The 23,372-nt window shown below is 72.2% G+C and carries 20 protein-coding genes; 10 read left to right on the top strand and 10 right to left on the bottom strand.

Going from position 1 to position 23,372, the window contains the following annotated elements:
- Nucleotides 1–15: 15 nt before the first annotated feature.
- Together V4F39_RS05460 and V4F39_RS05465 are read left to right on the top strand one after the other, a co-directional pair.
- Entirely contained in the window at nucleotides 16–462 is a 447-nt protein-coding gene (locus tag V4F39_RS05460; protein ID WP_332288293.1) for a DUF3717 domain-containing protein, read from the top strand.
- Nucleotides 452–1,852, top strand: coding sequence for an MATE family efflux transporter (locus tag V4F39_RS05465; protein WP_332288294.1), 1,401 nt, complete (start codon nucleotides 452–454; stop codon nucleotides 1,850–1,852). Before V4F39_RS05460 ends, V4F39_RS05465 begins: the two co-directional genes overlap by 11 nt.
- Here the strand turns inward: V4F39_RS05465 and V4F39_RS05470 are convergent.
- The 4 genes from V4F39_RS05470 to V4F39_RS05485 all read right to left on the bottom strand — a co-directional run bounded on the left by V4F39_RS05470 (nucleotide 1,849) and on the right by V4F39_RS05485 (nucleotide 5,701).
- Complete coding sequence (locus V4F39_RS05470; RefSeq protein ID WP_332288295.1) at nucleotides 1,849–3,315, bottom strand: sensor histidine kinase; 1,467 nt, start codon at nucleotides 3,313–3,315, stop codon at nucleotides 1,849–1,851. The two genes, V4F39_RS05465 and V4F39_RS05470, sit on opposite strands and share 4 nt — an antisense overlap.
- A gap of 10 nt (nucleotides 3,316–3,325) precedes the next feature.
- Nucleotides 3,326–4,036, bottom strand: coding sequence for a response regulator transcription factor (locus tag V4F39_RS05475; RefSeq protein WP_332288296.1), 711 nt, complete (start codon nucleotides 4,034–4,036; stop codon nucleotides 3,326–3,328).
- A gap of 86 nt (nucleotides 4,037–4,122) precedes the next feature.
- Nucleotides 4,123–4,674 (bottom strand): Spy/CpxP family protein refolding chaperone, encoded by a 552-nt coding sequence (locus V4F39_RS05480; RefSeq protein ID WP_332288297.1) that lies wholly within the window; start codon nucleotides 4,672–4,674, stop codon nucleotides 4,123–4,125.
- A gap of 112 nt (nucleotides 4,675–4,786) precedes the next feature.
- A complete protein-coding gene (locus V4F39_RS05485) occupies nucleotides 4,787–5,701 on the bottom strand; it encodes a hypothetical protein (protein ID WP_332288298.1) in 915 nt (304 codons plus the stop codon).
- Nucleotides 5,702–5,758: 57 nt separating this feature from the next.
- On the opposite strand from V4F39_RS05485, the gene V4F39_RS05490 reads away from it, so the two are divergent.
- Complete coding sequence (locus tag V4F39_RS05490) at nucleotides 5,759–10,138, top strand: GAF domain-containing protein (RefSeq protein WP_332288299.1); 4,380 nt, start codon at nucleotides 5,759–5,761, stop codon at nucleotides 10,136–10,138.
- Here the strand turns inward: V4F39_RS05490 and V4F39_RS05495 are convergent.
- A complete protein-coding gene (locus V4F39_RS05495; protein ID WP_378235080.1) occupies nucleotides 10,135–11,037 on the bottom strand; it encodes an RNA polymerase sigma-70 factor in 903 nt (300 codons plus the stop codon). The genes V4F39_RS05490 and V4F39_RS05495 overlap by 4 nt on opposite strands.
- Nucleotides 11,034–12,083 (bottom strand): AraC family transcriptional regulator, encoded by a 1,050-nt coding sequence (locus tag V4F39_RS05500; protein WP_378235081.1) that lies wholly within the window; start codon nucleotides 12,081–12,083, stop codon nucleotides 11,034–11,036. Before V4F39_RS05500 ends, V4F39_RS05495 begins: the two co-directional genes overlap by 4 nt.
- A gap of 65 nt (nucleotides 12,084–12,148) precedes the next feature.
- Here V4F39_RS05500 and V4F39_RS05505 point away from each other — a divergent pair, with 65 nt between their 5' ends.
- From V4F39_RS05505 to V4F39_RS05525, 5 genes are all read left to right on the top strand, one after another.
- Nucleotides 12,149–13,324 (top strand): isovaleryl-CoA dehydrogenase, encoded by a 1,176-nt coding sequence (locus V4F39_RS05505; protein ID WP_332288302.1) that lies wholly within the window; start codon nucleotides 12,149–12,151, stop codon nucleotides 13,322–13,324.
- A 3-nt stretch (nucleotides 13,325–13,327) separates the two neighbouring features.
- The gene (locus V4F39_RS05510) at nucleotides 13,328–14,935 is read left to right on the top strand and encodes a carboxyl transferase domain-containing protein (protein ID WP_332288303.1); all 1,608 of its coding nucleotides are present in this window, start codon (nucleotides 13,328–13,330) and stop codon (nucleotides 14,933–14,935) included.
- Nucleotides 14,936–14,943: 8 nt separating this feature from the next.
- A complete protein-coding gene (locus V4F39_RS05515; protein ID WP_332288304.1) occupies nucleotides 14,944–15,726 on the top strand; it encodes an enoyl-CoA hydratase/isomerase family protein in 783 nt (260 codons plus the stop codon).
- Nucleotides 15,727–15,732: 6 nt separating this feature from the next.
- On the top strand, nucleotides 15,733–17,721 hold the full coding sequence (locus V4F39_RS05520; protein ID WP_332288305.1) for an acetyl/propionyl/methylcrotonyl-CoA carboxylase subunit alpha: 1,989 nt from the start codon (nucleotides 15,733–15,735) through the stop codon (nucleotides 17,719–17,721).
- Between the two features lie 104 nt (nucleotides 17,722–17,825).
- Nucleotides 17,826–18,725 (top strand): hydroxymethylglutaryl-CoA lyase, encoded by a 900-nt coding sequence (locus V4F39_RS05525; RefSeq protein WP_332288306.1) that lies wholly within the window; start codon nucleotides 17,826–17,828, stop codon nucleotides 18,723–18,725.
- A gap of 27 nt (nucleotides 18,726–18,752) precedes the next feature.
- Here V4F39_RS05525 and V4F39_RS05530 read toward each other — a convergent pair whose 3' ends face one another.
- Together V4F39_RS05530 and V4F39_RS05535 are read right to left on the bottom strand one after the other, a co-directional pair.
- Nucleotides 18,753–19,505 carry a response regulator gene (locus V4F39_RS05530; protein ID WP_332288307.1) on the bottom strand — a complete coding sequence of 251 codons (753 nt, stop codon included), beginning with the start codon at nucleotides 19,503–19,505 and terminating at the stop codon, nucleotides 18,753–18,755.
- Nucleotides 19,505–20,992, bottom strand: a complete 1,488-nt coding sequence (locus tag V4F39_RS05535; RefSeq protein WP_332288308.1) for a PAS domain-containing sensor histidine kinase — start codon at nucleotides 20,990–20,992, stop codon at nucleotides 19,505–19,507. The genes V4F39_RS05530 and V4F39_RS05535 overlap by 1 nt, the downstream gene beginning before the upstream one ends.
- 189 nt (nucleotides 20,993–21,181) lie before the next feature.
- Between V4F39_RS05535 and V4F39_RS05540 the strand changes: the two genes are divergently transcribed.
- Nucleotides 21,182–21,406: a hypothetical protein gene (locus V4F39_RS05540; protein ID WP_332288309.1), complete on the top strand. Its 225-nt coding sequence runs from the start codon at nucleotides 21,182–21,184 to the stop codon at nucleotides 21,404–21,406.
- On the opposite strand, the gene V4F39_RS05545 is transcribed toward V4F39_RS05540, so the two are convergent.
- Nucleotides 21,403–21,525, bottom strand: coding sequence for a hypothetical protein (locus V4F39_RS05545; RefSeq protein WP_332288310.1), 123 nt, complete (start codon nucleotides 21,523–21,525; stop codon nucleotides 21,403–21,405). The genes V4F39_RS05540 and V4F39_RS05545 overlap by 4 nt on opposite strands.
- Nucleotides 21,526–21,704: 179 nt before the next feature.
- Between V4F39_RS05545 and V4F39_RS05550 the strand changes: the two genes are divergently transcribed.
- A complete protein-coding gene (locus tag V4F39_RS05550) occupies nucleotides 21,705–22,112 on the top strand; it encodes a YbaN family protein (RefSeq protein WP_332288311.1) in 408 nt (135 codons plus the stop codon).
- Here the strand turns inward: V4F39_RS05550 and dinB are convergent.
- A complete protein-coding gene (gene dinB / locus V4F39_RS05555; RefSeq protein WP_332288312.1) occupies nucleotides 22,086–23,366 on the bottom strand; it encodes a DNA polymerase IV in 1,281 nt (426 codons plus the stop codon). The genes V4F39_RS05550 and dinB overlap by 27 nt on opposite strands.
- Between the last annotated feature and the right edge of the window lie 6 nt (nucleotides 23,367–23,372).

The following is a 23,372-nucleotide window of genomic DNA, read 5'->3' on the forward strand; positions in this document are numbered from 1 at the left end:
CCCCGAGACACGACCATGGCGGGCATCCACATCCTCGACATCGAAGCAGCCATCAACTGGTGGCGCGAGCGGTCGCCCTCGCCCGACGGCATCACCGCCTGCCCCGAAGTGCGCGCGCTGGCCGAGGTGTACGCGCTGATGGTGTACTACCGCGAGGACCAGTGCGACGAGGCGTCGATGCCGCCCGAGGCGCGCGAGGCCTGGCTGGGCTGGTACGCGCACACACCCGACGCACCGTGCATCGCCATCTGCTCCACCGCCCAGGGCGACCCGGTGTGCAAGGGCTGCGGCCGCACGGAAGGCGAAGTGCAGCACTGGCCGCAGATGTCGCCGGCCGAGAAGCGCATCGTCTGGCGGCGCATCACGCGCGAAGGCACGGCCTGGCGCTTCAACCGGTATGCCGAGCGCGCCCGCCGGTCCAGCGGCGCCGACCACCCGCCGCCCGACGCCCTTGGCGGCTGAAGGCCCGCGCGAGGGTCGGCCGCCGGCTGACGCGCCGCGCAGCCTGCGGGAGGATGCACGCCGCATCGCCCGGCTGGCATGGCCGCTGCTGGTCGGCCAACTGGCGGTGCTGGCCTTCGGCACCATCGACACGATGCTCGTCGCCCGCTACGCGGCGGCCGACCTGGCGGCGCTCGCGGTGGGCGGTGCGGCCTACATCACCGTGTTCATCGGGCTGATGGGCGTGGTGCTCGCGCTCGGCCCGATCGTCGGGCAGCTCTACGGCGCGCGCAGGCTGGAGGAGGCCGGCGCCCAGCTGCACCAGGCCGTGTGGCTGGCGCTCGGGCTGTCGGTGGTGGGCAGCACGCTGCTGGCCTTTCCGCAGCCCTTCCTGCTGTTGGCGCGCGCGACGCCCGACGTCGCCGACAAGGTGCGGGGCTACACCGGCGCCCTGGCGCTCTCTCTGCCCGCGGCGCTGCTGTTCACCGCCTACCGCGGCTTCAACACGGCGGTGTCGCGGCCCAAGGCCGTCACCGCCCTGCAGCTCGGCGGGCTCGCGTTGAAGCTGCCGCTGTCGTTCCTCTTCGTCTACGGTGCCGGCCCGGTCGCGCCGATGGGTGTGGCCGGCTGTGGCCTGGCGACCTGCATCGCGATGTGGGCGCAGTTCGCCGCCGCCGTCGTGCTGCTGCGGCGCGACCCCTTCTACGCGCCGTTCCGCCTGTGGGGGCATGGCCTGCGGCCGCCCAGCCGCCCGGCGCTGGCGGCACAGCTGCGGCTGGGCATCCCGATGGGACTGTCGATCGGCATCGAGGTCACCGGCTTCACCTTCATGGCGTTCTTCATCTCGCGGCTGTCGCCCACCGCGGTGGCCGGCCACCAGATCGCCGCCAACCTGGTGGCGATGATGTACATGCTGCCGCTGTCGCTGGCCAACGCGACGAGCACGCTGGTGGCCCAGTCGATCGGGGCCGGCGCGATGGACCAGGCGCGGCGGCTGGGCTGGCGCGGGCTGGGCCTGGGCGCGGGCCTGGCCGCCGCGGTGGGGCTGCTGGTGCTGGTGTCTCGCGAGTGGGTGGTGCGCGCCTATACCGCCGATCCGGTCATCGTCGCCGCGGCGCTGCCGCTGCTGGCGTGGGTGGCGGTCTTCCACATGGGCGACGCGATGCAGTGCCTCGCGTCGTTCGTGCTGCGCGCCTACCGCATCGCGACCGTGCCGCTGCTGATCTACGCCAGCGCGATCTGGGGCATCGGGCTGGGCGGCGGCTACGCCCTGGTGTTCGGCTGGGCGGACGGGGCACCCGCCGCGGTCCAGGGGGCGCCCGGATTCTGGGCAGCCTCCACGGCCGGGCTCGTCGCCGCCGCGCTCGGCCTGGTGGGCCTGCTCGCCTGGGTGCAGCGGCAGCGCGCTTAGGCGCCTGCCGGCAGGTCGATCACGAAGCAGCTGCCGCCGCCCTCGCGCGCCTCGCAGCGCACGCCGCCGCCATGGCGCTCTGCGATCTGGCGCACCAGGCTCAGGCCCAGCCCGACGCCGCCGGCCCGCTCGGCGTGGCCGGGCAGCCGGAAGAACGGCTCGAAGATCCGCTCGCGCATGTTCTCGGGCACGCCCGGGCCGCGGTCGCAGACCCGCAGTTCCACGCCGCGGGCCGTCCGCCGCATGATGAGCTCGACCTCGTCGCCACCGTAGCGGCGTGCGTTCTCGAGCAGGTTGCGTATCGCACGGCGCAGCAGGCGCTCGTCGCCGCGCACCGTCAGGGCCCCATCGGGGGCCTGCACCTCGGCCTGCAGGCGCGCCGCCTCCTCGGCCCCGAGCCCCACCAGCTCGACGGGCTCGTGCTCCATCCCGGCCTGCGCATCGAGCCGGCTGGCCATCAGCACCTCCTCGACGAGCGCGTCCAGCTCGGCGATGTTGGTGTGGATCTCACGCCGCAGCTGCTCGCGGCGCACCGGCTCGCAGGCGGCATCGTTGTCCAGCAGGGAGACCGCCATCTTCAACCGGGCCAGCGGCGAGCGCAGTTCGTGGCTGGCATTGGCCAGCAGCGACTGGTTCGACTTGACCAGCCCTTCGATGCGCTCCGCCGCACGGTTGAAGCTGGCGGCGACGGCCGCGACCTCGTCGCGCCCGCCTTCGTCGACCCGGTGGTGCAGCGCGCCGCTGCCAAAGCGCTCGACGCCCTGCTTGAGCGCCTCCAGGCGCCGCGTGAGGCGGCGCACCACGGGAAACGCACCGATCGCGATCGCCGCGAACAGCACCGCCAGCACCGCCACCATGCCGACGCCGCGGCCCCAGCCCGGTGGCGCGAACGGGAACCAGGACGGCGGCAGCAGGAAGTCGTCGTCCACCCCGCGAAACCGCAGCGCGTCGAGCTGCACCCGGCCAGGGTGCAGGCCTTCGGGGCGAGGGCCTTCGACGCGCAGGCCCTCGCTGCTGCGCGGCAGGCGCAGCAGCACGGGGCGCATCACCCACAGGGTGCGGCCGTCGGCGAAGCGGATCGGGAAGATGCGCGGCGGCGGCGCATCGGGATTGCCGGCCCGCCGCTCGAAGGTGACCGTGGCGACGATCCGCCGCCCGCGGGCATCGTCCAGCGCCAGCGGCATGCGCAGGCGCTGCGACCACTCCAGCACCGCTTCGGCCTGCTCCTCGGGCGCCGCTTCCGCGCCGGGCAGCGAGCGCTGGATCAGGTCGGCCCAGGCGGCCACACGCTCCGCCGCCAGTGCATCGACGCGGCCGCGCTCACGCTCCATGTGGCGCTGCACCAGCCAGCCGGAGCCGATGGCGAACAGCGCCAGCACGGCCACCACCGTGAGCCAGACCCGCAGGTAGAGCGATTTCAACCGGGCCTCCCGCCGCGCCAGCGGGCCGCCGGCGGGCGGCACGCCGGCATCATCAGGATTCGCCGTCCTGCTTGCGCGCGAAGAGGTAGCCCACGCCGCGCACGGTCAGCACGCGCTTGGGGTTCTTCGGATCGTCCTCGATCAGCGCGCGGATGCGCGAGATGTGCACGTCGATCGAACGATCGAAGGCTTCGAGCGGATGGCCCTTCAGCGCATCCATGATCTGGTCGCGCGAGAGCACGCGCCCGGGGCTCTGCGCCAGCACGACGAGCAGGTCGAACTGGTGGCTGGTCAGGTCGCAGGGCTGGCCGCCGAGGTAGGCCTGGCGCGCCCCGAGGTCGATCTCCAACCGGCCGAAGCGCAGCACCTCGTCGGCGGCCGGCTCGGGCGAGGCGCGGCGCAGCAGCGCCTTCACCCGCGCCAGCAGCTCACGCGGCTCGAACGGCTTGGGCAGGTAGTCGTCGGCGCCGATCTCCAGGCCGACGATGCGGTCCATCGGCTCGCCGCGCGCCGTGAGCATCAGCAGCGGCAGGCGCCGCGTCCGCGCCTCGCCGCGCAGCTCGCGGGTGAGGTCGAGGCCGTCGCCGTCGGGCAGCATCAGGTCGAGCACCAGCGCGTCGTAGTGGCCCAGGCGCAGGCGCTCGCGGCCGGCGGCGAGCGATCCAGCCACGTCGATCTCGAAGCCCGCCTGGCGCAGGTAGTCGCCAACCATGCTGGTCAGGCGTGCGTCGTCGTCGATCAGGAGCAGGCGTTGCGCAGTCATGGCCGGATGGTAGGCGTGTCCCGCGGGCCGCGCGGCGGCCGGGGGCGTTTCGGTGGCGGACAGCATGGCAGGCATGGTCGTTGCACTCAACCCCGATGCTCCCGCTCGCCCCGCGGGCCCCGTTCGCCGGGGCGGTGGCGGTGGCCGCCGTCGCGGCGCTCGGCCGCGCGCTCGGCCAGCTGCTGCCGCTGTTCGGGCGTCAGCACGTTGCCCACGTCGAGCATCGCCTGCAGCATGCGGCGCGACCGCTGGTCCTGCTGGGCCAGCATCTGCTGGCGCAGCGACTCGGCCGCCGCGGCGTCGATCGTCGGCGCGGTGAACAGGGCCACGCTCTGCTGGCGCAGCCCGCGGGCCGCCTCGCGCTGCGACTTCAGGTCGGCGCCCGCGGCGTCGGCGATCTTGCGGATCTGCTCACGCTGCTCAGGCGTGGCCTTGACCCCGTCAAGCATGCGGTCCAGGCCGCGGCCCGACATCATCCAGCCGCCCATGAGGCCGCCGCCCATGGAATGCGGGCCGGGCGGAGGGGGCGGCGCCTCGGCCCGCGAGGCGAACGGCGCGGCAAGGGCGGCGCCGGCCAGCAACAGGCCGGCTGCCACGCGGCGGGCCGACGGCGAGAGCGAGAGGGCGGTGGTCATCATGGAGCGACTCCCCTGGAAATCATCGAGGTCGCCAGCATTGCGCCATGCGGTAAAGCCGTCTCCGCTCCGGGGGTGAAGAAGTGTGAACCGCGCACCGTGCCCGTGAACGCGGCTACTCGGCACGCTCCACGCGCAGCAGGGTGCGCCGCAGCATGAACTCGGGATTGGCACTGCGAAGCTCCAGGCGCAGCAGCACGCCGCTCTTGCGGTCCACCACCATCACGCCGTCCAGGCGCGACGAATAGCTGCGGAACGGCACGTCGCCGTACAGCTCGATCACCGCCGCGTCGAACGGCCGGCCGAAACCCGTCTGCACGCCAACGGCGATCACCTGCCCGCGCAGCCGGCCCTGCAGCCCCGCGGTGTGATGCACCTCGCCCGACAGCACGTCGCCGAGGGCGAGCTCGGGGCGCAGCAGGCGAGTCCAGTAGACGAGGCTGTCGGGCGACTGCATCGGCACCACGTTGCCAGAGGCGTCCTGCTGCCACTGCACCGCCAGCGGCCGGCCCGCGATGTCGGCGCCGAAATCGAGCTGCCCCCGCCGTACCGACTGCAGCCGCAGCCCCAGCTCCCGCGCGGCGCTGCGCCCCTGGCGCTCCTCGTACACCAGCCGCTCGCCCACCTGCAACGGCAGCGCGGCGAGCTGCTCCGCGGTCAGCGTGTCGGGCAACGGCGGGCAGGCGCGGGCCGTGAGGACCTGCTGCAGCGTGTCGTAGCGGCCGCGCAGGCCGGCCAGCTCCGCGGCGTCCGGGCCGTTGGGCCGCATCGCCAACAGCGCGGGCCAGAACACCGTGGCTCCCACGCCGAGTGCGATCACGTTGTTGCCCACGCGCTCGTCCATCGTGTAGGCCACGTCGGCGGCCTTGCGCTGCACCCGGTCCGCCTCGGCATGCAGTGTGTCGCAGGACCAGGTGGCGAAATCGGCGGGATCGGAGGGCACCGGTGCCACGTCGGCGGAACGGGTGGCGCAGCCGGACAGGAGCGCGGCCAGGCAGGCGCCGGCGGCAGCGAGGCGGAACAGGGACATCGGCCGATTGTGCCCCGCGTCCCGCGGGCCTTGCCGCCGGGCGAGAATGCCGCGCAAATGCAAGCCGTACCGCCCGCTCCTCGCAGCACGACGCTCGCGTTGCTCGACGGCGAACGCCGCGTGCTCGCGCAGATCGCTGCCGGCGTTCCGCTGCAGGACGTCCTCGACGCGCTGCTGCGGTCGCTGGAAGCCTGCCTGCCGGGCTCGGCCCGGGCGTGCGCGCTGCTGCTGGAGCGCGACGAGCGGCTCCACGTGGGCGCCGCCCCGCTGCTGCCGCATGCCTTCCTCGCCACGCTCGAAGGCCTGCCGGCGGACGGCAGCCATGCGCTCGGCGCCGCACTGGCCAGCGCCGCGCCGGCCGTGGTGAGCGACATCGCCGACGACCCGCTCTGGGCTGGGCTGCGCCCGCAGGCGCTGGGCGCAGGGCTGCAGCGCTGGTGGGGCGCCCCGGTGCGGGCCGCGGGCGGGGCCCGGCTCGGCCTGCTGAACTGCTTCTTCACCGAGCGGCACGAGGGCACGCTGGCCGAGTTCGACACGCTGGCCCTCGCCGCGCAGACGATGGCGCTCGCGATCGAGCGTCAGGGCGCCGACCGGCGCCTGCGCGAGGCCGAGGCCCGCCACCGACAGATCCTCGACAGCGCGACCGACTACGCGATCATCGCGCTTGACCCCGAAGGCCGCGTTACGCGCTGGAACGAGGGCGCGCACCGCATGCTCGGGTGGCGCGAGGAGGAGATGCTCGGCCAGACCCTGCACCGGTGCTTCACGCCGCCAGACCTCGTCTGCGGCCGGATCGAACGCGAGATGGCCGCTGCCCGCGCAGGCCACCCGTCGCCCGACGAAGGCTGGCGCGTGCGCAGCGACGGCAGCCGCATCTGGGCCTCCGGCGAGATGACCCAGCTGCGCGGCGACGGGGGCGAGGCGCTGGGCTTCGTGAAGGTGCTGCGCGACCGCACGCGCCAGCGGCGGGCGGACCTCCGCCAGTCCTTCCTCTTCGAACTGAGCGAAAGCCTGCACGGCATCGACGGTGCACCGCAGATCACCGACGCCATCGCGGCGCGGCTGGGCGCGCTGCTGGAGGTCAGCCGGGTCGGCTTCGGACACGTCGACGGCCAGTCCCGCGTGCACATCGAGCACGACTGGACCGATGGCAGCGTCGACAGCGCGCCCGGCATCTACCAGCTCGACGACTACGGCAGCGGCCTCGCGCAGGTGCTGCACGAAGGCGTGCCGCTGGTCGTGGACGACGTGACCGCCGACCCGCGCACCGCCTCCGGCGCCTCCCGCTACGCCCGTCTGCAGATCGGCGCGCTGCTGCTGGTGCCACTGGCGCCGGTGACCACGCAGGCCGAGGGCGGGGGCCTCGTGTTCGTCTGCAGTGCGGAACCCCGGCGCTGGGTGGAAGACGACATCGTGCTGCTGCGCGAGGTGGGCGAGCGGCTGCGCCTGGCTTCGGAACGGGCCCGCGCCCGCGAGGCCCTGCGCCTGAGCGAGGAGCGGCTGCACATCGCGCAGCGCGCCGGCAGCATCGGCAGCTTCGAGCTGTTCCCCGACGAGCGCGAGGTGGCGGTCTCCTCGTCGTTCTGCGCGCTGTGGGGGCTGCCCGAGCAGCCGCGGGTGCACGTCAGCCAGCTGGTCGAGTTGGTGGACCCGGAGGACCACTACCTGCTGGCCGTCGACCCCCAGCCGTCGGGCCAGCGGCTGGGTTATGTGGAATACCGCATCCGCCGCGCCGACGACGGCAGTCAGCGCTGGCTGGCCCGCCGCGGCGAAGCCCTGGACGACACCGGCAGCGGCCGCCGCCGCTACCTCGGCGTGTGCTACGACATCACCGCCCGCAAGCAGGCCGAGGCACGGCAGGCCCTGCTGCTGGGCTTGGCCGACCGCCTGCGGCCCTCCGGCGAGCCGCTGTCGCTGCTGACCGACGCACTGCAGATGCTGCGCGACTTCTTGGGCGTGCACCGCGCAGGGCTCAGCCGCGTGCGGGGCGAGCTGGTCACGGTCGAGGCTGAGCAGACCGACGGCCGGCCGGCCGAGCACCGCAGCTGGCCGCTGGCCGAGTTCGGTGAAACGGCGCTGGGGCACTGGCAGGAGGGCCGGACCACCGTCTGCAGCGACATCGCGGAAGACGGCGCCCAACCGGTGCTGGAACGCTTCGGCGTGCACAGCCTCGTGGCCGTCCCGCTGCGCGGCGACGGCACGCTGCGTGCGCTGCTCTATGCCGCCCAGCACGAGCCGCGCATCTGGACGCCGGCGGAGGTGGCGCTGATCGAGGACGTCGCCGCCCGCATCTGGGACGCCGTGGAGCGCGCCCGCGCCGAACAGGCGCTGCGCGACGAGAGCCGCGCGCTGGAGACGCTCAACCGCACCGCCGCGCTGCTGGCGGGGAATTTCGATCTCGACACGCTGGTGCAGCAAGTCGTCGATGCCGGCACGGCACTGACCGGCGCACGCTTCGGCGCCTTCTTCTATGCCACGCGCAGCGACGACGGCGAGCGCTTGATGCTCTACGCGCTCTCGGGCGCGGACCGCGCCGATTTCGAGCGCTTCGGCATGCCGCGCGCCACCGCGGTCTTCGCACCCACCTTCCGCGGCGAGGGCATCCTGCGCTCGCCCGACATCACGCAGGATCCGCGCTACGGCCACAACCCGCCGCTCGCCGGCATGCCCGAAGGCCACCTGCCAGTGCGCAGCTACATGGCCGTGCCGGTCGTGGCCCGCTCGGGCGACGTGCTGGGCTGCCTGCTGTTCGGCCATCCCGAGCCCGGCATCTTCGCCGAGCGTGCGGAACGCCTGTGCGCCGGCCTGGCGGCGCAGGCGGCCATCGCGATCGACAACGCACGCCTCTTCCAGGCCACGCAGCGCGACAACGAGACGCTGGAAGCGCGCGTCGAGGAGCGCACCCGGGAACGCGATCAGGTCTGGGCGCTGACCGAAGACCTGCTGGCCATCGCCGATCCGCAGGGCCACCTGCAGCGGGTGTCGGCGTCGTGGACACGCCAGCTGGGCCATCCGCACGCTCGCCTGCTGCTGCAGCCGCTCGCCGCCCTGATCCATCCCGACGACGCGCAGGCCCTGCACGAGGCGCTGGCGCGCATGCGTGCCGACGGCCAGCCGGTGCGCATCGACAACCGCATCGGCACCGCGGCCGGCGACTGGCGAGTGATCGCGTGGACGCTGTCGCAGGAGCCCGGCACCGGACGCTTCGTCGCCGCGGGCCGCGACGTGACGGCCGAGCGCGAGCGGCAATCGCAGCTGCAGGAGGCCCAGGAAGCGCTGCGCCAGTCGCAGAAGATGGAGGTCGTGGGGCAGCTCACCGGCGGCATCGCGCACGACTTCAACAACCTGCTGCAGGGCATCACCGGCTCGCTCGACCTCATCAAGCGGCGCGTGCAGCAGGGCCGCACCGGCGAGCTCGACCGCTTCGTCGCCGGCGCGATGGCCTCGGCGCAGCGGGCGGCGGCGCTCACGCACCGGCTGCTGGCGTTCGCCCGCCGGCAGCCGCTCGACCCGCGTCCGGTGGAGGCCAACCCCCTCGTCGCATCGATGGAGGACCTGCTGCGGCGCACGCTGGGCGAAAGCGTCACGCTCGAGCTGGCGCTGTCGCAGGGGCTGTGGCTCACGCTGTGCGACCCCAACCAGCTCGAGAGCGCCATCCTCAACCTGTGCATCAACGCCCGCGACGCGATGCCGGGCGGCGGCCGGCTCACCGTGGAAACCGTCAACACCTCGCTCGACGCCAGCTACGCGGCCCGCATCCGCGACATCGAGCCCGGCCAGTACGTGTGCATCAGCGTCACCGACAGCGGCACCGGCATGCCGCCGGATGTCGCCGCCCGGGCGTTCGAGCCGTTCTTCACCACCAAGCCGATCGGCCAGGGCACCGGCCTCGGCCTGTCGATGATCTACGGCTTCGCGCGGCAATCCGAGGGGCACGTCAAGCTCTACAGCGAAGTGGGCCGCGGCACGACCGTCAAGCTGTACCTGCCGCGCTGGCACGGCGATGCGGTCCCTGCCGACGAGCCCGCGCCGTCGGCGGACGACCCGCGCAGCGTCTCGGGCCGCGTCGTGCTGGTGGTTGAGGACGAGGCGGTGGTGCGCGCGCTGGTGGTCGACGTGCTGCAGGAGCTGGGCTACAGCGTGCTGGAAGCCGCCGACGGCAACGCGGGGCTGGCGGTGCTGCTGGGCACGCAGCCGATCGACCTGCTGATCACCGACGTCGGCCTGCCCGGACTCAACGGGCGGCAGATGGCCGACGCGGCCCGCGAGCACCGGCCTGGCCTGAAGGTGCTGTTCATGACGGGCTATGCGGAAACGGCCGCGGTGGCCAACGGCTTCCTCGAACCCGGCATGCACATGATCACCAAGCCGTTCTCGATGGAGGCCATGGCGGCCCGGCTGCGCGAGACGTTCGGCCTGGCGACGCAGCCGCGCTAGCGCTGCGGCGTGAGCGCAGCGTCGATGCGGGCCAACTTGTCCGGGTTGCGCACGGTGTAGATGGCGCGGATGCGCTCGCCGTCCGTGACCACGGCCTGCGCCGACTCGAGCCGCCCGCCGATGCTGCGCAGCAGGCCCGGCTCGCCGTTGACCAGCACGACCCGGTAGGCCACGTCCGCGCCCAGACGCCGCCATATCGCCCAGTAGAGGTTGGCGACACGGTCGGGGCCGCGCAGCGCCGTCAGCACCGACAGCACCTTGCCGCCGCCGTCGCCCACGGCCTCGACGTCGTCCGCGAGCAGCGCCTTCAGCGCCTGGCGGTCGCCGTGCCGGGCGGCCTGCACGAAGCGCTCGAGCAGGGCCCGGTGCGTGTCGTGCGGCACCTCGAAGCGCGGGCCGGCCCGGCGCACGCGCTCGCGCGCGCGGTGCACCATCTGCCGGCAGGCCGCCTCGCTGCGGCCGAGCATCGCGGCGATCTCGTCGTAGTCGCGGTCGAACACCTGGCGCAGCAGGAAGGCCGCGCGCTCCTCCGGCGCCAGCCGCTCCAGCACCCACAGGAAGGCCATGGACAGGTCGCTCGCCAGCTCGGCCACCGCCTCGGGCGTGCGCTCGTCCACCGCCACCAGCGGCTCGGGCAGCCACCAGCCGACGTAGGCATCGCGCTCGGCGCGGGCCGCGCGCAGGCGATCGATCGACAGCCGGGTGACGACGGTGACGAGCCACGCCTCGGCCGAGGCGAGCGCGCCGGTGTCGGCATGGTGCCAGCGCAGCCAGGCGTCCTGCAGCACGTCCTCCGCATCGGCGCGGGTGCCGAGCATGCGGTAGGCGATGCCGAACAGGCGCGGCCGCAGCGCGGCGAAGGGATCGTCACGGGGGCTCGTAGCGTCCATGCCCGTCATGATGCCTGCGGCGCGCCGTGGCGGCGCACATCGCTCGGCGAGGCGCCGGTCCACTGGCGGAAGGCGCGCGCGAAGCTCTTCTCGCTGCTGAAGCCCACCGCCAGCGCGATCTGCTTGACCGGCCGCCGCGTGCGTGCCAGCAGCTCCATGGCCTGCACGCGCCGCGCCTCGTCCTTCAGCGCCTGCAGCGACGCCCCCTCACCCTGCAGCTGCCGGTGCAGCGTGCGCACCGAGACGTTGAGCGCCGCCGCCACCGCCTCGGCGTTGATCATCGCCGCCGGATCGCGTGCCAGCAGCTCCCGCACCCGCTGCACCAGCAGCCGGTCGCGCCGGTACAGCCGCACCGTGAGTGGCAGCGCCCGCTGCAGCATCAGCCGCGCGGCGCGCTCGTCGCGCTTGACCGGCAGCGCCAGGTACTGCGCGTCGAAGCTGTACGACGCGGCTTCGGCGTCGAACCGCACCGGGCAGTCGAACATCCAACGGTAGGCCTCGGCGTGCGGCGGCGCGGGGTACGGGAACGACGCGGCGTGCAGCGAGATGCGCGAATCGACCAGCCAGCTCGCATAACCGTGGATGTTGCGCAGCGTGGTCACCAGGCACAGCTCCCGCGTGCCCGGCCAGGGCGCGCGGTCTTCCCGCAGCGTCACGGTGGCCAGCGGCCGCGCGGCGTCGAGGGTGATCGCCAGGTCGTCGCAGACCAGCCGGTGGTGGCGGAACCAGCGCTTCAGCGCGACGCCGAGCTGGGGTGCCGTGAGCGACGCCCGGGCCAGCATGCCGTAGCTGCCCCAGGGCAGCCGGCGCTGCCACCAGCCGAGCGCCTCGTCATCGAGTTCGCGCATCGCGTACTCGCTGACGACCTCCATCTGCTCGGCGCTGATGCGGGTTTCGCTGCGCCGCAACATCGCTGGCGTGATTTGCGCCTTGCGCAAGGCCTCGGAAGGATCGCGCCCATAGCGTTCGTAAGCGCACAGCAGCGCCTGGACAAACGCGATGGGGGTGACGGCGCGGGATTTCACTAGGTCGGGCCTGGCGTGATTTGCAACCATTGTGGCCGATGCTCGGCCGCCCCTTCACCTATCCTCGTGGCCAACAGCTTTCCGGAGACACGCCCATGCCCACCCAGACCGGCCTCGACTTCGCCCTCGGCGAAACCATCGACATGCTGCGCGACACCGTGCAGGCGTTCAGCGCCGACGAGATCGCCCCGCGCGCGGCGCAGGTCGACCACGACAACCTCTTCCCCGCCGACCTGTGGAAGAAGCTCGGCGACCTCGGCCTGCACGGCATGACCGTCGGCGAGGAATACGGCGGCACCGGGCTCGGCTACCTGGCCCACATGATCGCGATGGAGGAGGTGTCGCGTGCCTCGGCGTCGGTGGGCCTCAGCTACGGCGCGCACTCCAACCTGTGCGTGAACCAGATCCACCGCAACGGCAGCGCGGCGCAGAAGCAGAAGTACCTGCCCAAGCTGGTCAGCGGCGAGCACGTGGGCGCACTGGCGATGAGCGAACCCAACGCCGGCTCCGACGTGGTGAGCATGAAGCTGCGCGCCGACAAAAAGGGCGACCGCTACGTGCTCAACGGCAGCAAGATGTGGATCACCAACGGCGGCGACGCCGACACGCTGGTGGTCTACGCCAAGACCGAGCCCGACGCCGGCCCCAAGGGCATGACGGCCTTCATCCTCGAGAAGGGCTTCAAGGGCCTGAGCTACGGCAACAAGCTCGACAAGCTGGGCATGCGCGGCTCCAACACCTGGCCGCTGTTCTTCGACAACTGCGAGGTGCCGGAAGAAAACGTGCTGGGCAGCGAAGGCGGCGGCGTCAAGGTGCTGATGAGCGGCCTCGACTACGAGCGCGCGGTGCTCTCCGGCGGGCCACTGGGCATCATGGCCGCGTGCATGGATGCGGTGGTGCCCTACGTGCACGAGCGCAAGCAGTTCGGCCAGAGCATCGGCGAGTTCCAGCTGATGCAGGGCAAGCTGGCCGACATGTACACCACCTGGCAGGCCTGCCGCGCCTACGCCTACGCGGTGGGCCGCGCCTGCGACAGCCAGGACCACGCCCGCACGCTGCGCAAGGACGCGGCCGGCCTCATCCTCTACACCGCCGAAAAGGCCACGTGGATGGCCGGCGAGGCGATCCAGGCGCTGGGCGGCGTGGGCTACACGAAGGAATTCCCAGTCGAGCGCCTGTGGCGCGACGCCAAGCTCTACGAGATCGGCGCGGGCACCAGCGAGATCCGCCGCATGCTGATCGGCCGCGAGCTCTTCAGCGAGACGATGTAAGCCATGCAAGCCCTGCAATCCCAGCTCGACACCCGCTCGGAAGACTTCCGCGCCAATGCGCAGCGCATGCGCGAAGTGGTCGAGGACCTGCGCGCCCAGGTGGCGCGCACCGCGCTCGGCGGCGACGAGAACGCACGCAGCAAGCACCTCGCGCGCGGCAAGCTGCTGCCGCGCGACCGCGTACAGCAGTTGCTCGACCCCGGCACGCCGTTCCTGGAGATCGGCCAGCTCGCCGCGCACGGCATGTACGACGGCGCGGCCCCCGCGGCCGGCGTGATCGCCGGCATCGGCCGCGTCGAGGGCCAGGAATGCATGATCGTCGCCAACGATGCCACCGTGAAGGGCGGCACCTACTACCCGATGACGGTCAAGAAGCACCTGCGTGCGCAGGAGATCGCCGAGCAGAACCACCTGCCCTGCATCTACCTTGTCGATTCGGGCGGCGCCAACCTGCCCAACCAGGACGAGGTGTTCCCCGATCGCGACCACTTCGGCCGCATCTTCTACAACCAGGCCAACATGTCCGCGAAGGGCATCCCGCAGGTGGCCATCGTGATGGGCTCGTGCACGGCCGGCGGCGCCTACGTGCCGGCGATGAGCGACGAGGCCATCATCGTGAAGAACCAGGGCACCATCTTCCTGGGCGGCCCGCCGCTGGTGAAGGCCGCCACCGGCGAGGTGGTGAGTGCCGAGGACCTGGGCGGCGGCGACGTGCACACGCGCGTCTCAGGCGTGGCCGACCACCTGGCCGAGAACGACAGCCACGCACTGTTCCTGGCGCGCCGCATCGCCGCGAGCTTCAACCGCCGCAAGCCGCAGACCGTCACGCTGCAGGCGCCGGAAGAGCCGCTGTACGACCCGGCCGAGCTGTACGGCGTGATCCCCGCCGACACCCGCAAGCCCTACGACGTGCGCGAAGTCATCGCGCGGCTGGTCGACGGCTCGCGCTTCGACGAATTCAAGGCCCGCTACGGCAGCACGCTGGTCACCGGCTTCGCGCACCTGTACGGCATGCCGGTGGGCATCGTCGCCAACAACGGCATCCTGTTCAGCGAATCGGCGCAGAAGGGCGCGCACTTCATCGAGCTGTGCGCGCAGCGCGGCGTGCCGCTGCTGTTCCTGCAGAACATCACCGGCTTCATGGTCGGCCGCAAGTACGAGAACGCCGGCATCGCGCGCGACGGCGCCAAGATGGTGACGGCCGTGGCCACCGCGCAGGTGCCCAAGCTCACCATGGTGATCGGCGGCAGCTTCGGCGCCGGCAACTACGGCATGTGCGGCCGGGCGTACTCGCCGCGCTTCCTGTGGATGTGGCCCAACGCACGCATCAGCGTGATGGGGGGCGAGCAGGCCGCGAGCGTGCTGGCCACCGTGAAGCGCGACGGCATCGAGGCCAAGGGCGGCGCCTGGTCGGCCGAGGAGGAAGAGCGCTTCAAGGCGCCGATCCGCCAACAGTACGAGGACCAGGGCCACCCCTACTACGCCACCGCGCGGCTGTGGGACGACGGCGTGATCGACCCGGCCCAGGCCCGGCGCACGCTGGGCCTGTCGCTCGCGGCGTCGCTCAACGCCCCCATCGCGCCGACGAAGTTCGGCGTGTTCCGGATGTGAGGCCCGGCATGCCCACTTGCATCGACATCGAACGCCGCGGCCCGGTGGCCTGGCTGTGGATGAGCCGCGCCGAAGTGCACAACGCCTTCGACGAGACGCTGATCGCCGAGCTGACCGAGGCCCTGCAGTCGCTGGACGCCGACGACGCGGTGCGCGTGATCGTGCTGGCCGGCCGCGGCAAGAGCTTCTCGGCCGGTGCCGACCTCAACTGGATGAAGCGCCAGGGCGCGGCCTCCACCGAGGACAACCTGGCCGACGCACGCAAGCTGGCCGAGCTGTTCCGCGTGCTGTCGGCATGCGCCACGCCCACCATCGCCCGCGTGCAGGGCGCGGCGATGGGCGGCGGCATGGGGCTCGCTTCGGCGTGCGACATCTGCGTGGCTTCGAGCTCGGCGAGCTTCGCCACCTCGGAGGTGAAGCTGGGCATCCTGCCCGCGGCGATCAGCCCGTACGTGGTGCGTGCGATCGGCGAGCGCCAGGCCTACCGCTACTTCCAGACGGCCGAGCGCATCGGCGCGGCGCGTGCCCGCGAGATCGGCCTGGTGCACGAGGTGGCCGAGCCCGAGCAGCTCGACGCCGCGGTGCAGGCCATCGTCGACGCGCTGCTGGCCGGCGGCCCGAAGGCGCAGGCCGCCTCCACCGCGCTGATCCGCGCGGTGGCCAACCGGCCGGTGACCGCCGAGCTGATCGAAGACACCGCGCGCCGCATCGCCGAGCTGCGCGCCACGCCGGAAGCGAAGGAGGGCCTCTCGGCCTTCCTCGAAAAACGCGCCCCCAGCTGGAAAGGCTGAGCCCCCATGTTCACCAAGATCCTGATTGCCAACCGCGGCGAGATCGCCTGCCGCGTCATCAAGACCGCGCGCCGCATGGGCATCGCGACCGTCGCGGTGTACTCCGAGGCCGACGCCAACGCGCGCCACGTGCGCCTGGCCGACGAGGCGGTGCTGATCGGCCCGGCCGCCGCGCGCGAGAGTTACCTCGTCGCCGACCGCATCCTGCAGGCCGCGAAGGACACCGGCGCGCAAGCCGTGCACCCCGGCTACGGCTTCCTGTCGGAGAACGAGGACTTCGCCGAAGCCTGCGCCGCCGCGGGCATCGCCTTCATCGGCCCGCCGGCCTCGGCCATCCGCGCGATGGGCTTGAAGTCGGCCGCCAAGGCGCTGATGGAGAAGGCCAACGTGCCGCTCACGCCCGGCTACCACGGCGACAACAACGACCCCGCCTTCCTGGCCGGCCAGGCCGAGCGCATCGGCTACCCGGTGCTCATCAAGGCCAGCGCGGGCGGCGGCGGCAAGGGCATGCGGCGCGTCGACAAGGCGGAAGAGTTCCCGGCCGCCCTCGCCTCGTGCCAGCGCGAGGCCACCAACGCCTTCGGCGATGCGCACGTGCTGGTCGAGAAGTACGTGCTGAAGCCGCGCCACATCGAGATCCAGGTGTTCGGCGACACGCACGGCAACTGCGTCTACCTGTTCGAGCGCGACTGCTCGGTGCAGCGCCGCCACCAGAAGGTGCTGGAGGAAGCGCCCGCGCCCGGCATGACGCCCGAACGCCGCGCCGCGATGGGCAACGCCGCCGTGGAAGCCGCCAAGGCGGTGGGCTACGTGGGCGCCGGCACGGTGGAGTTCATCGCCAACCAGGACGGCTCCTTCTACTTCATGGAGATGAACACGCGCCTGCAGGTGGAGCACCCGGTCACCGAGATGATCACGGGGCTCGACCTCGTCGAGTGGCAGCTGCGCGTGGCCGCCGGCCAGCCGCTGCCGCTGACGCAGGAGCAGCTCTCGATCGACGGCCACGCGATCGAGGCGCGCATCTACGCCGAAGACCCGGACAAGGGCTTCCTGCCATCCACCGGCCGGCTGGTCCACCTGGCGCCGCCGGCCGAGACCGAGCACGTGCGGGTGGACACCGGCGTGGAACAGGGTGACGAGATCACGCCGCACTACGACCCGATGATCGCCAAGCTGATCGTCTGGGACGCCGACCGCGACCTGGCGCTGGCGCGGCTGCGCAAGGCGCTGGCGCAGTACCGCGTGGTGGGCGTGGCGAACAACGTCGAGTTCCTCGCGCGGCTGGCCGCGTGCCCGGCCTTCACGCGGGCCGACCTCGACACCGGCCTGATCGAGCGCGAGCAGGGCTTCCTGTTCCCGCAGGCGGGCAGCCCGCCCGACGAAGCCTGGCTGCTGGCCGTGCTGGCCGAGCTGCTGCACGAGCAGGCGGCGCAGGCGCGGCGCGGCGCCATCGCGTCGCCCTGGGATGCGCTGGACGGCTGGCGGCTCAACGGCCAGGCGCCGCGCGAGATCCGCCTGCGCCGCGGCGACGAGCAGCGCAGCGTGGCCGTGCTGCCCGCCGCGGGCGGCTGGCAGCTCACGCTCGACGGCGGCCACGGCGTGTTCGCGCGCGGCGAGCCGGGCGCCAACGGCAAGCTGCACGCGCAGCTCGGCGAGCGGCGGCTGCACGCCGCGGTGGTGATCACCGGCGAGCGCCGGCACGTGTTCCTCGACGGCCACGCGCACGCGCTGGCACGCGTCGACACGCTGCACCGCGGCGGCCATGGCGACGACACCCACGGCGGCCTGCGCGCGCCGATGCCGGGCAAGGTCATCGCGCTGCTGGCGGCCGTGGGCGCCACGGTCGAGAAGGGCGCGCCGCTGCTGGTGATGGAGGCGATGAAAATGGAGCACACGCTCAACGCACCCGCGGCCGGCGTGGTCAAGGCCTTCCGCTGCGCGCCGGGCGAGCAGGTGGCGGATGGGGTGGAATTGGTCGACTTCGAGCCGAACTGACCCACCCCCTACGGCCTTCGGCCGCCCCCTCGAGGGGGCGACACCGGTGGACCGGCCGAGCCGGTTCCACGGTGTCCGCTGGATCAACACCTCAAGGAGCAGACATGACTGCGGTACGCATCATCGAAGTCGGCCCGCGCGACGGGCTGCAGAACGAGAAGCAGGTCGTCACCACGGCCACCAAGCTCGGGCTCATCGAGCGGCTGGCGGCAGCCGGCGTGCGGCACATCGAGGCGACGTCTTTCGTGTCGCCGAAGTGGGTGCCGCAGATGGCCGACCACGCCGAGATCATGGCCGGGCTGCCGAAGCTGCCCGGCGTGCACTACCCGGTGCTCGCGCCCAACATGAAGGGCTACGAAGGTGCGGTGGCCGCGGGCGCCAAGGAGGTGGCGGTGTTCGCCGCCGCGTCCGAGTCGTTCTCGCAGAAGAACATCAACTGCTCGATCGCCGAATCAATCGCGCGCTTCGAGCCGATCTTCGCGGCCGCCCGGGGCGACGGCGTGCAGGTGCGGGGCTACATCTCCTGCGTGATCGGCTGCCCGTACGAAGGCCCGGTCGCCCCCGCGGCCGTGGCCGACGTGGCGCAGCGGCTGCTCGAGCTCGGCAGCTACGAAATCTCGCTGGGCGACACCATCGGCACCGGCACGCCGGCCACCGTGCTGCGCATGCTGGAAGCCGTGGCCGCCAAGGTGCCCACCGGGCAGCTGGCCGGCCACTACCACGACACCTACGGCATGGGCGTGGCCAACGTGCACGCGTCGTACCAGTTCGGGCTGCGCGTGTTCGACAGCTCCATCGCCGGCCTGGGCGGCTGCCCCTATGCCAAGGGCGCGACCGGCAACGTCGCGACCGAAGACGTGCTCTACCTGCTGCAGGGCCTGGGCGCCGAAACGGGCATCGACCTCGACAAACTGGTGGACGCCGGGGCGTGGATCAGCGAGGCACTGGGCCGGCCCACGCAATCGCGCGTAGCGCGGGCGCTGCTCGCCAAGCGCGCCGCCTGACCGCCCCGCGGGGCCGCGCCGTGCCCATCAGGGCATCGGCAGGCAGGCGCGCACCTCCGCCACCAGCAACTCCGGCGCGATCGGCCGGGTGAGGTAGCGGTGGGCCCCGAGCGCCAGCGCGCGCCGTTCGGAGGCCGCATCCCGGTGCGTGGAGGTGATGAAGATGAACGGCACGTCGCGCAGCGCCGGCACCGCCTTGACCTGCGCGATGAACGCGAAGCCGTCGCCCTGCGGCATGCCGACGTCGGAAATGATCAGGTCCGGGCGGTTGTAGCGCGCCATCGCCAGCGCTTCGTCGGGCCGAGAGGCCGTCAGCACGCGGAACCCCAGCGGCACCAGGCAGCTGCGCTTGAAAAGCAGGTTGGACGCCACGTCGTCGACGACCAGCAGCAGCGGCGCGACGCTCCGCCCCGCCGCCGGCCGCAGGTAGCCTTCGATCCACGTCGGGAAGGCCTTGGGATCGATGGGCTTGGAGGCATACCCGTCGAAGCCCACTGCCAGCAGGCGCTCGCGGTCGCCGCGCATGGCGCTGGCCGTCACCGCCAGCAGCGGCACTTCCGCGGTACGGGCATCGGCGCGCAGCGCCTGGGCCACGTCGATGCCGCTCATGCCGGGCAGCTCGATGTCGCAGATCACCAGGTCGGGCACCTGCTCGCAGGCGATGGCCACACCCTGCTCGCCGTCCGCCGCCGAGAGCACCTCGTGCTTGAAGGCCTTCAGCAGGTAGGTCATCAGCGCGAGGTTGACCGCGTGGTCCTCGATCACCAGGATGCGCGCCATCATTCCTCTCCCATCACCAGCGAGAAGCGGCTGCCTTCACCGGGCCGGCTCTTCACCTCGATGCGGCCGCCCATCAGCGTGGCCAGCGTCGCGCAGACGTGCAGCCCCATGCCGGTGCCGTCCGGCCGGCGCCGCGGGTCGCCGACCTGGGTGAACGCCGCGAACAGCCGCGCCTGGTCTTCCTCGCTGATGCCCACGCCGTCGTCCTCCACGTCAACCCGCCACCGCCCGGTCTCCCCGCCGTGCAGGCCGATGCGCACGATGCCCTGGTCGGTGAACTTGATCGCGTTGTTGGCGAAGTTGATGACGATCTGCCGCAGCGCACGCCGGTCCGTCGTGCGCAGCATCGGCCAGGCCGGCCGCTGCAGCGCCAGCTCCAGCTTCTTGGCCCGCGCCAGCGGCGCCAGCTGCGCCTGCACATCGGCCACCAGCACGCCGAGGTCGATCAGCTCGGGCGAGAGCTGGTACATGCCGGCCTGGATCTTGGCCAGGTCGAGCAGGTCGTTGATCAGCGACAGGAGATGCTCCGCGCTCGACTTGACGATGCCGAGCTGGTTCTCCTGCTCCGGGTTCAGCTCGCCCGGCAGGCGCATCAGCAGGATGCCGGTGAAGCCGAGGATGGCGTTCAGCGGCGTGCGCAGCTCGTGGCTCATCGTGGCGAGGAAGCGGTCCTTCGCCTGGTTGGCCACGCGCAGCTCGGCGTTCATCTTCTGCAGCGCCAGCTCGGCCTGCTTGCGCTCGGTGATGTCGCGGATCGCGCTCATCACGAGGTCGCCCTCCTCGCTCTTCAGCGGGCTGAGGCTGATCTCGACCGGGAACTCCTGGCCGTCGCGGCGCAGGCCGTACAGCTCCAGCCCCGCACCCATGCTGCGCACCTGCGGTGCCCGGTGGAAGCGCATGCGGTGGCCGAAATGCGCGCTGCGGTACCGCTCGGGCAGCAGCATCTCGACCGACACGCCGATCATGTCGCCCCGGCTCCAGCCGAAGATGCGCTCGGCCTGGCTGTTGAACAGCACGATGCGCCCGCCCTGGTTGACGATGATGATCGCGTCCGGCACCGACTCCAGCAGGTCGCGGTAGCGCTCCTCGACCTGCTGCGCGTCGCGCGCGACCTTGAACGCGGTGACGTCCTTGCCGCTGAGCACGTAGCAATCCAGTTCGCCGGGCACCTGGCGCACGGCATGCAGCGTGATGTCGATGTAGAGCAGGCGGCCGTCGCGATGGTTGCGCAGCGCCGCGCGCAGCAGCACGTCGCGCCCCAGCGCGTCGCGTCGCGCGGCCAGTTCCTCGTCGATGCGATCGGCGGGGACGATCAGCTCCACCAGCAGGCGGCCGACGGCCTCGGCCTCCGCATAGCCGAAGGTTGCCTCGGCCATGCGGTTCCAAAGCAGGACCTGGCCTTCCGGCGACAGAACGATGAGCGCGTCGGGCGACTCGTTGCGCCACAAGCGCTCGAAGGTCTGACCCGCTGGCAGCTCTGGATGCATGTCTAAACCTCCCGGACAGTGCACTTGCCGACATGGGCGCCAGCACAGTGTGCCTTGGTGGCCGCGGCAGGGCCAGCGGGGGCTTTTTGAGGATGCAGGCACGCTTGCTGCAGAGCCCGGCGGTACAGATGGAGATTCTTCCGGCCAGGTCCCGACATGCAAGCTTCAACGGAACAGGTGCGACGCCTCGTGGAACTCAACGATTCGCTGAAATCGGCGCGCGACAAGGCCCGCTCGGCCAGGCGGTCAATCAAACGGAAGTTCGCCGAGGGGGCCACCGGAGGCGGCGAAAAACCGTCCGACCGCGAGCTGGCGGAGGCGGATGCGCTCGATGCGGCGGCGTTGCAGGCGGAGACGGCCTTGCGGGCCGCGCTGCACGAATGGACGGGCGGCGCCCGCCGGGCTTGCGCCTAGCCGATGACCGCGCGGGCGCCCAGCGCCAGGGCAACCGCCGCGCCGGCCAGCGCGAGGATCACCCAGTTGGGCACGCGGCCCTGCGGAGCGGGCGGGAGATGGCGGCGAGGATCGTTCATGGTGGTTCCACAACCCGCGGTTCGGCGGGCAACTCCTGTTCTTGCGCAAAGCGAGGTTCGTGCCATGCGTAGCGGACGAACGCAAGCGTAGCGCCGCACGTTGACGGGCAAAGCCCGCAACAACCAGGTGATTACCGGCTGTTCGGTGGGTTCGCCGCCCGACCCGATACCATCGCGCGATGCCCGTACCCCTCGACGAACGCCCCCACTGGCAGCGTGTGCTGTGGCTCGCCGCGGGCGGACTGAGCCTGGTCCTCGGGCTGGTCGGGCTGCTGCTGCCGCTGCTGCCGACGGTGCCGTTCGTCCTGCTGGCAGCCTTCTGCTTCTCCCGCGGGAGCGAGCGCTGCGAACGCTGGATCGTGGAGCACCGGCACTTCGGGCCGATGGTGCGCGACTGGCGCGCGAACCGCGCGGTGCCGCTGCGGGCCAAGTGGCTTGCCACGGTGATGATGTCGATCAGCAGCGTGGGGGCGTGGTTCCTGCTGCCGCCGCCCTGGGCCTGGATCCCGGCCGGCTGCTGCACGCTCGTGGCCGCGTGGCTGTGGTCGCTGCCGACCGCCTCAGTGCGCCCCGCCGCCGAGCGGTAGAGGCGGATCGCCCAGTTCCGGGAACAGCGGCAGCTCGGCCGCCCCGGCCGCCGGCGGCGTGGAGGCCGGTGGCCGCCTGGCCGGACGGGGCGGCTCGGCGGCCCTGGCCGCCTCGGCCTTCGGGCGCGACAGCGCACCCACCCGCACTCCCAGCAGCCGCAGGCGCCGGCTGAGGTCGACACGCTTCAGGCACTGGCCGGCCGCCTGGCGGATGAGCAGCGGATCCGCCGTCGGCTCGGGCAGCGTCAGGTCGCGCGTCACGGTCTTGAAATCCTCGAAGCGCAGCTTGATGCCGATCGTGCGCCCCACGAAGCGCTTGCGCTGCAGGTCCTCGGCGACGCGGGCGGCCAGGTCGGTGAAGATGGCGGTGAGCGCCGCTCGGTCGCGCACCGCGTGCAGGTCACGATCGAACGTGGTCTCGCGGCTCATCGACACCGGCTCGCTGTAGGTCACCACCGGCCGGTCGTCGATGCCATGCGACGCGCTGTGCAGCCAGGCGCCGTAGCTGCGGCCGAAGCGCTCGACGAGCCAGTCCTGCTCGCACGCGGCCAGCTCGCCGATGGTGTCGATGCCCAGCCCCTTGAGCTTGGCGCCGGCCTTGGGCCCGATGCCGTTGATGCGGCGCACCGGCAGCGGCCAGATGCGCGTGGGCAGCTCGTCGGCGGTCAGCACCGTCAGGCCGTCGGGCTTGTCGAGTTCGGAGGCGATCTTCGACAGCAGCTTGTTCGGCGTGACGCCCACCGAGCAGCTCAGCCCGGTCGCGCGCTTGACGTTGTTGCGGATCTCCTGGGCCACCGCGCGCACGCCGCCCCGCGGGTCGTGGCCCACGGCCTCCTGGGCGCCGGGCACGTCGGTGAGGTCGATGTAGATCTCGTCGATGCCCCGGTCCTCGATGACCGGCGCCACCTCGGCCACAGCGGCCTTGAACAGGCGCGAGTAGTGGCGGTAGGCCTCGAAGTCGGTCGGCAGCAGGATCGCGTCGGGCGCGCGCTGCGCGGCCTTCATCAGCCCCATGCCCGAATGCACGCCGTAGTCGCGCGCGGCGTAGGTGGCGGTGGTGACGACACCCCGCCCGGCGTAGTGGCGCAGCGTCGCGAAACGGCGGGTGCCGTCCTCGAGCAGCTCGGGCTGGTGGCGGCGTCCGCCGCCGATCACGACCGCCTGGCCGGCGAGTTCCGGGTAGCGCAGCAACTCGACGGAGGCGTAGAACGCATCCATGTCGAGGTGGGCGATCCAGCGTCGGCGCGGCGGCATGCCTGC

Origin of the sequence: Aquincola agrisoli, from assembly GCF_036621135.1 — a bacterium.
GTDB lineage: Bacteria > Pseudomonadota > Gammaproteobacteria > Burkholderiales > Burkholderiaceae_C > Aquincola > Aquincola agrisoli.